The 12,947-nt window shown below is 45.3% G+C and carries 7 protein-coding genes; all 7 read left to right on the top strand.

From position 1 onward, the window contains the following. Positions 1–13: 13 nt before the first annotated feature. Entirely contained in the window at positions 14–1,213 is a 1,200-nt protein-coding gene (locus tag BACCELL_RS04310) for a glycoside hydrolase family 88/105 protein (protein WP_007210344.1), read from the top strand. Between the two features lie 40 nt (positions 1,214–1,253). After that, positions 1,254–3,818 carry a hypothetical protein gene (locus BACCELL_RS04305; RefSeq protein WP_007210343.1) on the top strand — a complete coding sequence of 855 codons (2,565 nt, stop codon included), beginning with the start codon at positions 1,254–1,256 and terminating at the stop codon, positions 3,816–3,818. 13 nt (positions 3,819–3,831) lie between these two features. Next, on the top strand, positions 3,832–5,127 hold the full coding sequence (locus BACCELL_RS04300) for a DUF4861 domain-containing protein (protein ID WP_007210342.1): 1,296 nt from the start codon (positions 3,832–3,834) through the stop codon (positions 5,125–5,127). A gap of 11 nt (positions 5,128–5,138) precedes the next feature. Further along, a complete protein-coding gene (locus tag BACCELL_RS04295; RefSeq protein ID WP_007210341.1) occupies positions 5,139–7,211 on the top strand; it encodes a beta-galactosidase in 2,073 nt (690 codons plus the stop codon). Positions 7,212–7,277: 66 nt separating this feature from the next. Then, entirely contained in the window at positions 7,278–9,596 is a 2,319-nt protein-coding gene (locus tag BACCELL_RS04290; protein ID WP_044153324.1) for a glycoside hydrolase family 3 N-terminal domain-containing protein, read from the top strand. Positions 9,597–9,609: 13 nt separating this feature from the next. After that, complete coding sequence (locus tag BACCELL_RS04285; protein WP_007210339.1) at positions 9,610–10,761, top strand: glycoside hydrolase family 88/105 protein; 1,152 nt, start codon at positions 9,610–9,612, stop codon at positions 10,759–10,761. A 382-nt stretch (positions 10,762–11,143) separates the two neighbouring features. Continuing rightward, the gene (lysS, locus tag BACCELL_RS04280; RefSeq protein ID WP_025726026.1) at positions 11,144–12,874 is read left to right on the top strand and encodes a lysine--tRNA ligase; all 1,731 of its coding nucleotides are present in this window, start codon (positions 11,144–11,146) and stop codon (positions 12,872–12,874) included. The last annotated feature ends 73 nt before the right edge of the window (positions 12,875–12,947 follow it).

Genomic DNA, 12,947 nt, shown 5'->3' with positions numbered 1-12,947 from the left:
AATACAAGAAAATATGAAAAGTAAACTATTCACAGCAGCATTGGCTGCGTTGGTGCTGGCATCTTGTGCTCCTAAAGAGAACGGGTACTTTGACAATCTCCCACAAGAAGCCAGCCCTATAGAAATCGGGAATAAAATTACAAATCGGTTTCTGGAACAAGGGCATTCGCAATATGGCAGCCCCTTACGTGTGAACGAACCAAGAACACAAATCACCTATCCGGATGTATGCACTTGGTTAGGAGGACTTTGGTTTGCTCAGGAAACAGACAACAAGGATTTGACAGAACGTCTGAAAGCCCGTTTCGAGCCATTATTCACCAATGAGGCTTACTTGCAGCCGAAGCCGAATCATGTAGACAACAATGTCTTCGGAGCCGTGCCGCTAGAACTTTACCTGCAAACCGGAGAAGAGCGTTATAAAACATTAGGCATGATGTATGCCGACTCTCAATGGGAATTACCAGCCAACTGGAAACTGGAAGAAGGTGAAGAACGCCAAAGCAGTATGTATGGGGATTTCAAAGATGCTGATATCTGTCAACCGGAACAAAAGGAATGGGACGACAAAGGTTATTCCTGGCAGACTCGCTTCTGGCTGGACGACATGTATATGATCACCACTATCCAAGCGCAGGCTTATCGGGTAACGAACGACCGTAAATATATAGACAGAGCAGCTCGCGAAATGGTGCTTTACCTGGATTCAATACAGCAACCTTCAGGACTGTTCTACCACGCACCAACAGTTCCCTTCTGCTGGGGACGCGGTAATGGTTGGATGGCAGCCGGTATGTCCGAACTGCTCCGGATGCTTCCGCAAGACAATCCGGACAGAGCGGAAATCATGAAAGGATATCTGAAAATGATGGAGAAACTAAAAGATACACAGGATGAGAATGGTATGTGGAAACAGGTAGTAGACGATATTTCCATGTGGGAAGAAACTTCCGGTTCAGCCATGTTCGCATACGCCATGATTACAGGTGTCAAGAAAGGCTGGTTACCTGCCGAAGAATACGGGCCGGTAGCCCGGAACGCCTGGATAGCTTTAACCAAATATGTAAATGAACAAGGAGATGTGGAAGCCGTATGCGAAGGTACCATGCTGGGAGACAATAGTGAACACTACCGCAACCGTAAAGCTTTAACGGGAGATCTCCATGGACAAGCTCCGGTTTTATGGTGCGCCTATGCATTACTTGCCAAATAAAATCACGTTCTTTACAAAGTAAAAACTAACCTCACAAAACATGAAAAACATAGTATTAACCACCGGATATTCTTTACTGACAGCCTTTTTCTTGTGCACACCACCACTGTGTGCACAAGAAAAAGTACTCGACCGGATGACGCGCAGTGAAGCCCGACAGGAAACCCTCCGACATACCGAAATCAAGGATCATGTTACTTTTTATCATAGTAACGATAAGGATATCTACGTTGTCTATGATCTGATAAGCTCCGGCAATAAGGAGAAAATGCTTCAAGGCAAAACCATTCTGTTAGGCATCCTAGATGCCTTCGAGTCTACTCGGAACCAATCTCGCCCTCTGGAAGTATCTTTCTTTGCCCGTGAGAAATTTTTCGATTCCATACGCATACTTAAAGAAAACAAACTGATGGACGCGGAACTCAGACAACTGTCCGAATCTCTTGTCAGTCAGATGAGTTTTTGCGAAGAACGCGGTCCGAACAACCGGGCAGCAAATTATGCCATGGGAGCCTTGGCAGCTGCCAGATTGTTTCCGAAACACAAAGATGCCAAATTATGGAAAGCTTATGCCGAAGCCGTATGGAATGACTGGTATGAACCGGGAGACAGTTATGAACCTGCGTATGTGGCCCATAATATTCCCCGCCTGATAGCTTTAGGTGTAAAGCTTGGCAAGCAGAAGGAATTAAAAGGGGATAAGCTGAAACAGGTATATTATAAATTCAGAAACCATGTCAGTTCTTCCGGTCTGGTATGCTCTACAGGAGATGGAGAACCGTACGACCAAGAATCTTACGTAAAGGCTTTTGATGCCATTATGGAAGTCTGTCCCGATCCGACTATTTTATGGGCACTTAAAAAAACATATCTGGCAGGCAACATGAAAACCGGAAGACTTCCGGAAGAGGCTTTTGAAAAAGCTTATCCCCAATATGCAGGTATGGAAGCCAAAGCCCCGGAACTACAAGCTTCCGTGCAATCTCTTTTCCCTGCCACTTACCAAAGTAAAGATCGCCTGATACTGGCACCTTCACGTAAAGAAGGCGCTCCGTTCGCCCAATTCTGGATTCAGGATGATTGCAACGTCCTCTACCATGGTGGAATCTCCGACACACGTGGCGACCTGATACATTATGAAGTAGACGGCACCATGATCATTGCCGACAGAGGACGCTATGAATGGCCGGCATGGAACAATACGCTACTGGTTTCCGAACCGGATGCGCAGTATCCTTTCCGTCAGACCACGGGAGTGTATTCCGGACGATGGTATCATTCTTCCGCCAATATGCGGGTTACCCGAGGGTATATGCCTTCAAAACGATACACCATCAATTCACAAAGATCCACTGATGTTCATTTTGCACTGACTGACCAGAAGGCTCCTTATGGTTATATGTGGGGAAACCCGGAAGCCGTGGCCGGAAACAATGACTTGATAAACCTGCATGAAATCAGGTTGGAGTTTGCACTGCTCCCTACCGAAGGAGAAGAATCAGTCGGCAAGGTATTCCCCGGAAGAACCTGGTTCGGCGGGTATGAAAAACGCAATGTATGCCCTTCGGATGTTCCCGTAGATATTTATATCAGTGACCTGTTCATTGCCGGAGATAAAGGAGAGAAAATACTGGTACCGTTTGACAAACTGACGGACAAACTGTCATTTGGCTTCGTTGCTCCCGACAAGACACAGCAATTCCCCGAAACGGAATTAGCCAAAGAGGATTATGCCATTGTAACCGATGCAGAAACGGGCAAACAGGTACTGCGTATCCGCACGAAATATGGCCGTACGGTTCTCCGTATCAAAATGAATGAACAGGTTAATGTGAATGAGGACTATAGCCGCATCGGATTATCATATAAATATGTCACTCCCATCAAGGGTTGGACACGAGTACCCATCCTGATAGCCTTCAATGATAACGACATGAAACATAATTTACGCCTGGACCGTCAGCAAGGTGGTATTCTGACTGATGCCAAAGCTGAAAATAAGGCAGGTGACAGTTATGGTTCCGTATCTTACAAAGGAATCTGGACCCACGATTCATCTTGGACAAGAAGCACTCTTCTGACAGAAGAAGGTTTTCTAATCGTATTGGATGAGTTCCTGCCGGGAAAAGCTGCCGATAAGCTGGTGGCCGGTCCGGTATGGCACGTTCCCTCCGCTCCCCGTTGCGGAAATTCGGATGGGGCTACAGCTGACTGGTTTGATGCTTCCCTGCTACATTACCCTGCACAAGCACGGGCTTTCACTGATAAATACGGTGAAGGAGACAAATGTCTCTTTATTGCTTTCGATGCACCGGCAGGATCGGAAAACGGAATTCAGTATCAGCCTAAACATTGGAAGAATGATGATTATGCGGTTTATAGCAAATGTCCACTGGAGGCCGGAAAAAACACACGCTGGTTATCTGTCCTGGCACCTCATTCCAAAAATACAGATGCCATCAAGTTATCCCGGAACATAAAAATAAGCAATCTGGGAGATAAGGGATATCAAGTAAATATTCAATGGAACGAACAGGGAAAAAGCCCTGTCAAGTTGGAAATAAAGATGGGTAACCATGACGAATGGGAAGTAATACGCAATTAATAACAGAAGAATCATGAATATAAAATATCATTTCATAGCGAGTTGTTTACTCCTGTCAGGAGGATTGGCAATGCTGACCGGTTGTAACTCTCCGCAGAGTTTAAAGGAATTTACCGTGAAGAATCCTTTGGATATAAATCGTGAAGACGAAGCACTGGTATTGACCCGTGCACAACTCAATCCGACAGACAAGCTGCTCAAACCTGTGATAACCAACGGACAGGGAGAATATATTCCTTGTCAGCTGGACGACCTCAACGGAGACGGAGAATGGGATGAACTGGCATTCGTATATACATTTTCCCCTTCCGAAAAGACCCGGTTAAAAGTGGAATGGCTTACTCCGGAGAAATATCCGGTATTCACCTCTCGTACGAATGTCCGCTATGGTAAGATGACCTCCCCCGGAATTATCGAAGAATTGTCCCGGGATGCACACGACAAGCATAACCTTCCACGAGGAAGTGAGATGTATCCTTATCAAATGGATGGTCCTGTCTGGGAAAATGATAAAATGGGATTCCGCCAGTACTTCGATGGCCGTAACTGTTGCGATGTTTTCGGTAAAAGAATATCTGAAATGGTGCTGGATACAGTGGGAATCAGTCCGAAAGGACATCCGGCAAATACATACCAGGTAGTACGAGAATGGGGATGCGACATTCTGAGTGCAGCCAACTCATTCGGTTTGGGCGGACTTGCCATGCAGACTCCAGACAGCCTGGTACGCATGGGTGTCCCCGCAAGTTATACAGAAGATGTTATCGACTCCACCTACTACGAACTGGTTACAGAAGGGCCAGTCCGCTCAATTATTCGCTTGACATATAAAGGATGGCAAATAGAAAATAACAAGATAGATCTTTGCGAAGAAATCAGTATATGGGCAGGAAAATACGGATATGAAAAGAAAATCAGCACCACTACCCTACCCGGAAATTACTTCCTGGTGACCGGCATTGTCAATAACCTGAATACGCAACCTTTCACGGAAGAAGAATATGAAGGGAAACAGTATGCCATGCTCACCCATGACAAACAGACCGTAAACGGAAGTTTCTATTTCGGCATGAGTTTATTGGTACCTGTTGACAATTTGATAGAAACCTTCCATACACCGGAAGAAAACGCAGATATTATAAAAACCTGGTGCGTCAAAATGAAACCTGACGCAAACGGACTCTACAATTACCGGGCTTATGCAGCCTGGGAGTTGAGAGACAAACAGTTCCGGGAACGGGAGGCATTCATCAACCTGATAGCCCATGAGGCATTATGCATCAATCATCCCATTATCATTCAGCTATAAAAAATAGAGCTATGAAGAAGTTACTGATCAACTGTCTGGTCTTTTTAGGCGGTTTCATTTCAGTTCATGGGCAAGTTTATACAGGAGCCGCCTATTATCCGGAACATACCGATAAAGAGCAAGTTGAAAAGGATGCACGTCTCATGAAGGAAGCGCATTTCAACATAGCCCGGATGGGTGACTTCGCCTGGCATAGTATGGAACCTAAAGACGGAGCCTTTACGCTGGAATGGTTAGATCATGCTATCCGGACACTGTCACAGCATGGCATACAATCTCTGTTATGTACCCCTACTGCCGCCATACCCAAATGGATGCACGATGCACACCCCGACATCATGATCATGGGAGCAGACGGTCAGAGGAAGCCCTATGGACGCCGGCGCCATGCCTGTCTCAACAACGAGGATTACCGCCAATACTGCACACGCATTACACGCACCTTGGCGGAACGTTATAAAAACAATAAATCCGTCATCGGATTTCAGATAGATAACGAACTGGCAACCGAAGAGCCCTATTGCTATTGTCCTGAATGCCTGAAGAAATTCCAGCTATGGCTGAAGAAGAAATATCAGACTGTAGAAGCCTTAAATAAAGCCTGGGGAACCGTCTTCTGGAGCGAAACATTAGATAACTTCGAACAGGTATGGCTACCCCGCAGGATGGATAATCCGGGTATTTATCTGGATTATCAACGGTTCTATTCGGATGTAGCATTAGAATTCTTCCGTATGCAACGGGATGTGGTTAAAGCCGTAGCTCCGGGCATGACAGTGACAACTAATATCGGAGGAAGTGGCTTTGTGACCACCATGAATCTCTATGAACTGGCAGATGAATGCGATGTCCTGTCGTTCGACAATTATCCTGTAAATGTAACTTTGGAACATCTCTATGGGAATGACATCGGACACCCTTTTGATCCTGCCATGACATCTTTTGCCATGCAGATAATACGAGGAGGCAAATCACGGTCTATATGGGTGCCGGAAGCACAGATCGGACGTACGGCCCTTACACAAAAGGAGATCGTAAAAGAGGGATATCCCCGTTTGTGGAACCATCAGCAACTAGCTTACGGATGTCGTTTATCCACTTTCTTCCCCTTCCGTTCTTTCGATTCCGGACACGAGCATCTGATGGCAGGAGTCATGGAATCCGATAATGTAAAGCGAAGTAAATTCTACGAAGTACAACAGACAGCCAAGGAATTACAAGAGATTTACGCCCGGACAGGTGAAATGTTGCCGGTGGCTAAAGCCGCGGTAATCCGTGATTTCCAAGTGGATTGGACTTTCGAGAATGGCTATACATTCTGCCCTGACCTTAAATACCTGCGTGAAGTATATAAGTACTATCATGCTCTGCGCTCTCAATCAATTATGGCTGATGTTATCTCATCTCAGGCAGATTTGAGCGGTTATAGTTTGATTGTAGTGCCTTATCTGGCCATTGCTTCTCCTAATTTTTGCCAACGCCTGGAAGAAGCCGCCCGGCAAGGTGCTACAATTCTTCTAACTTGTATCAGCGGGGTACGTGATATTCATCTGCACAAGACGGATGCTTTGGTCACCTCCCGTCTGCAACAACTGGCAGGCATCGAAGTGAAAGGGCAGGAAGCACTATTCGGACGAAAAAGTAATACTTTAACTTATGGAGATCAGACCGGTCAATGCCATTTCTGGTTCGACCAAATAGAAGTAAAGACGGCTTCTCCGACAGCTTCATTCAGTGGAAATTACTTTAAAGGCTATCCTGCCATCACTTGCAACAAATATGGAAAAGGAATCGTGTACTACGTGGCTACCGTACCTGAACAAAGCATTGCAGACAAACTTATGAAAGAAGTTATCAGTAACTCTTCTATAAAGGTTCCGGCTCGATGTAACCATCCGCTGGTAGAGATTGCCGAACTGAGAGATACCAACGGCAAGCAATATATTTATATCGTTAATTTCTCAGATGAAGACCAGATAATAGAATTCAAGATCCCGGTTCTGAACATCATGACAGGAAAGAAATACCCTGTATCTGCCTCCGTCAAGGCGATGGATTATTTATTAGTACAAGTAAATCAATAAATATTTATCATGAAGAAACTGTATTTATACAGGCTGAACAGCCTTATACTCCTGGCATGCACCAGCATGGCCGTATGGAGCGCTCCACCTAAAGATATATACCGAAAAGGTTGGATCGACTTCAACAAAAATGGAAAAATGGACATCTATGAAGACCCTTCCGCACCTATGGAAGAACGGGTTAATGACCTGCTTTCGCAAATGACTCTGGAAGAAAAGATTTGCCAAATGGCTACCCTTTACGGTTCGGGACGTGTCCTGGAAGATGCACTACCGGAGGAACACTGGAAACAGGCATTATGGAAAGACGGAATCGGAAACATTGATGAAGAACATAATGGATTAGGGACATTCGGTTCTGAATACTCTTTCCCCTACAATAAGCACGTGAAAGCAAAACATGAAATCCAACGTTGGTTTGTAGAAGAAACCCGTTTAGGAATTCCTGTTGACTTCACCAATGAAGGTATACGAGGACTGTGCCACGACCGCGCTACATTCTTTCCCTCACAGAGCGGACAAGGAAGCACCTGGAATAAAGAATTAATAGCACGCATCGGCGAAGTGGAAGCCAAAGAAGCGATTGCTTTAGGCTACACCAATATCTATTCTCCCATTCTGGATATCTGCCAGGATCCCCGTTGGGGACGTTCTGTGGAATGTTACGGTGAAGATCCCTATCTGGTAGGACAATTAGGCAAGCAAATGATTCAAAGCCTGCAAAAACACCGCTTAGTCTCTACCGTCAAGCATTTTGCGGTATATAGTATCCCGGTAGGAGGACGAGACGGGAAGACACGTACCGACCCTCATGTGTCGCCACGCGAAATGCGTACGCTTTATCTGGAGCCATTCCGGCGTGCCTTCTGCGAAGCCGGAGCGCTGGGAGTGATGAGCTCATATAACGACTACGATGGAGAACCGATCACAAGCAGCCACCACTTTCTGACTGAGATTCTCCGACAGGAATATGGCTTTAAAGGTTATGTAGTATCCGACAGTGAGGCTGTCGAATTCATAACGACTAAGCATCACGTAGTCTCAAATGAAGTTGAAGGAGTGGCACAAGCCGTAAATGCCGGTTTGAATATTCGTACTCATTTTACCAAACCGGAAGATTTCGTACTCCCTTTACGTCAGGCTATAAAAGAAGGAAAAGTATCTCCGGAAACGATTAACAGTCGGGTTGCCGATATCCTGAGAATAAAATTCTGGTTGGGCTTGTTCGACAATCCCTACCGGGGAGACGAGAAACAAGAGGAGAAGATAGTGCACTGCAAAGAACATCAACAAGTCGCTCTTGAGGCAGCCCGTCAATCATTGGTTTTATTGAAGAATGAGAATCAACTGCTACCGCTAAAGAAAACAGTGAAATCCGTAGCTGTCATCGGGCCGAATGCAAACGAACAGACCCAACTTATCTGCCGGTATGGTCCGGCAAATGCACCGATCAAAACAGTTTATCAAGGCATCAAAGAGTTACTGCCCGAAACAGAAGTCGTTTATAGAAAAGGATGCGAAATCATAGACAGCCACTTTCCGGAAAGTGAGATATTGCCTTTCGAAAAAACAACGGAAGAACAGCAAATGCTGGACGAGGCAGTTGCCGCAGCCCGCAATGCGGAAGTGGTGGTGCTTGTTTTGGGTGGTTCTGAACTGACAGTCCGCGAAGACCGTTCACGCACCAGTCTGGATCTTCCGGGACATCAACAAGAGCTGATGCAGGCTATACACGCAACCGGAAAGCCCACTGTACTGGTTCTGCTCGACGGACGTGCTGCCACCATCAATTATGCCAATCAATACATACCCGCCATTCTGCACGCATGGTTCCCGGGAGAATTTGCCGGAACGGCTGTTGCGGAAGCATTGTTCGGAGATTATAATCCGGGCGGACGTCTGGCAGTGACCTTTCCGAAATCAGTGGGGCAGATACCATTCGCTTTCCCCTTTAAACCCGGTTCCGACGAACCCTGTGAAACAGCCGTATACGGTGCACTGTATCCCTTCGGCTATGGATTGAGCTATACAAAATTCAGTTATAAGAATCTACAGATAACACCCGAAGAGCAAGGTCCGCAAGGAGAAATCACGGTTAGTTGTGAAGTAACCAATATCGGAGACCGTACAGGTGATGAAGTGGTGCAACTCTATCTCCGCGATGAAGTGAGTAGCGTAACGACCTATATGAAAGTATTGCGCGGCTTCGAACGGATCACATTAAATCCGGGTGAAACGAAAAAAGTAACTTTCATACTGACTCCTCAGGATCTCGGTCTATGGGACAAGAATAATAAATTCGTTGTAGAACCGGGCATGTTCAAAGTCATGATTGGCGCCGCCTCAACCGATATTCGTTTAGAAGGAAAATTTAATATCAAATAAAAGAAATAGTATCATGAAAAAGAATTTCATCACATGTGTAAACTTCTTGAGCATTATGTCGCTCTTTTCTTGTTCGTCAGAAAAAGAATTTAATAGATGGGGAGACAAACTTACCCAATATGTAGTAGAAGAATATATGCCTGCAAAGGACTATATCTGGAACTGGAACGAAGCCGTATTCCTTAAATCCGCCGTTGTACGTTGTGAGAATAATATGGATAAAGACTATCTGTTTCCATACATACAAACAGCTGTCGACTCCACTTTCGGGGACGCCAACGGTCATCACCCGAATGCTGTCATCTCCGGATTAGGACTGGCCTATCTGGCACAGACCACCGGTGAAAGCCGATACAAAGACAAAGCTTATGAGATTTTCGAACAATACAAGAATATCCCCAGAGCCACCAACGGAGGTGTGTCACACAGAGAAGAAGTGATTGAATTATGGGATGATACCGTATATATGGTAGGCGAGTTCCTGATGCAGATGTACAAACTGACAGGCAACAAAGAATTCCTTCTGGAAGCCATCTCCCAATTGAAAAAGCATGCGGAGAAACTGGAAGATCCGGAAACCGGTCTCTGGTATCACGGTTGGGACAATGATACAATTCCTTCGCAGGACCCCTGCTGCCAGCCCGGTTGGGCAGAAAATCCAAACCGCAGAAACAATGAGTTCTGGGGACGTGGCAATGGTTGGATTCTAATGACTCTGGTAGATTTAATGGAGCTTCTTCCCGAAAATGACGAAAACTATCCGTATTTGGAAGCATCTCTCACACAGAAACTCAATACATTATATCCATTGCAGGATGAAAAGACGGGACACTGGTATCAATTGCCCATCTATCCGGGAGAAGAAGGGAACTTTATAGAAAGCTCAAGCACTGCCATGTATGCCTATGCCGCAGCAAAAGGCATTGCACTGGGAATATTACCCGCTGACAAGTATATGCCTATGATAGACCGTGCTTATGCCGGCTTGGAAGCAAACAGTCTGCAACCTGTAGGGAAGTACCTGAAAATGAAAAACATTTGTGACGGTACCTGTATCGGTGATAAAGATTATTATTACAACAGAGGCATTGTAAACGAAAGAGCTTATGCTTTCGGAATAGCCGCCATGTTCTATGATCAATACCATCAACTGACAGCAAAGTAGGTTTCCCCCATTAGCAACATATGAATTAGACGATAGCCGGGCTAGCCTTCAGTATATGTGAAAAACAGTTCAAGACAGAAGCTATCATCAATGGCATTGATGATAGCTTCTGTCGTAGAGGAAGTTTAGCTCACCGATTTGCTTATACCGGCAGACTCCTGGCCTCATCTGATTTATAACAGTATTACAATAAGCCCCTCTCCTTCAGCAAGACCGCATAAACTCTGTCAGTGGAGTGTATTCTGTTCATTAAGACAGAAAACATTTTTGAATAACAGCGCATACATCAGCCCTAAACTTTTCCTAATTCTCCCCTCCTTCGTGCCATTATATGAAAAATGTTTCGTATTTTTGTCCCCAAATTGTGTTAATGTACAACGAAATGAATGTATTAGAACTAAGTGAACAGGAAATCATTCGACGTAATAGTATGAATGAACTTCGCGCGATGGGCATCGAGCCCTATCCCGCTGCAGAGTATGTAACCAATGCTTTCTCCACTGATATAAAAGCAGAATTCAAAGATGACGCTGAACCTCGCAAAGTATCCGTAGCCGGACGTATGATGACACGCCGCGTGATGGGTAAGGCTTCGTTCATTGAATTGCAGGACTCTAAAGGTCGCATTCAGGTATATATTACCCGCGACGATATCTGTCCGGGAGAAGACAAGGATCTCTACAACACTGTATTTAAACGCCTGCTCGACTTAGGCGATTTCATTGGAATCGAGGGTTTTGTATTCCGTACCCAAATGGGCGAAATCAGTATTCATGCCCAAAAGTTGACTGTACTGGCAAAATCCATCAAACCGTTGCCTATTGTAAAATACAAAGATGGCGTAGCTTATGACTCCTTTGAAGACCCCGAACTCCGCTATCGCCAACGTTACGTTGACCTTGTAGTGAATGACGGCGTAAAAGAAACATTCCTGAAACGTGCCACGGTTATTAAAACCATGCGTGCTGTACTGGACGAAGCCGGCTACACGGAAGTGGAAACTCCGATTCTGCAATCCATCGCAGGTGGAGCAAGTGCCCGTCCTTTCATCACTCACCACAACTCACTGAATATGGATCTGTATCTGCGTATCGCTACCGAGCTTTACCTGAAACGTTTGATCGTTGGTGGTTTTGAAGGTGTGTACGAAATCGGAAAGAACTTCCGCAACGAAGGTATGGACAAGAACCATAACCCGGAATTCACCTGTATGGAGCTGTACGTACAATATAAGGATTACAACTGGATGATGAGTTTCACCGAGAAATTGCTGGAACGTATCTGCATTGCCGTGAACGGCAGCGAAGAAACTACCATCGACGGTAAGACCATCAGCTTCAAGGCACCATACCGCCGCTTACCCATCCTGGACGCTATCAAGGAAAAGACAGGTTACGACCTCAATGGTAAGAGTGAAGAAGAAATCCGCCAGGTCTGCAAAGAACTGAAAATGGAAATTGACGACACCATGGGTAAAGGCAAGTTGATAGATGAAATATTCGGTGAATTCTGCGAAGGCACTTTCATTCAGCCTACTTTCATCACTGACTATCCTGTTGAAATGAGTCCGCTGACCAAGATGCACCGCAGTAAACCGGGACTAACCGAACGTTTTGAACTGATGGTGAACGGTAAAGAGCTTGCCAATGCTTATAGCGAGTTGAACGATCCCATCGACCAAGAAGAACGTTTCAAAGATCAATTGCGATTGAGTGAAAAGGGAGACGATGAAGCAATGTTCATCGACCAGGATTTCCTGCGTGCCCTGCAATTCGGTATGCCTCCCACATCAGGTATCGGTATCGGTATTGACCGTCTGACGATGCTAATGACAGGCAAGTCGTATATTCAGGAAGTATTGTTCTTCCCGCAAATGCGCCCCGAAAAGATCACTCCGAAAGATGCTCCCGCCAAATATATGGAACTGGGCATTGCCGAAGACTGGGTACCCGTTATTCAGAAAGCCGGCTACAACACAATAGAAGATATGAAAGATGTGAATCCGCAAAAACTGCACCAAGACATTTGCGGTATTAACAAGAAATACAAACTGGAACTGACCAACCCGTCGGTAAACGACGTAGAAGGCTGGATTGAGAAAATTAAGAATTAAAGAATTAAAAATTAAATAAGAAGATTAAAGATCGAATGAGGGAAAGGAGTTTCCTTTCCCCCTTTTAATTTTT

The sequence above is a fragment of the Bacteroides cellulosilyticus DSM 14838 genome (assembly GCF_000158035.1).
Classification (GTDB): Bacteria; Bacteroidota; Bacteroidia; order Bacteroidales; family Bacteroidaceae; genus Bacteroides; species Bacteroides cellulosilyticus.
Note: the sequence above shows the minus strand (reverse complement) of the source record. Positions and strands in the feature narration are given on the sequence as shown.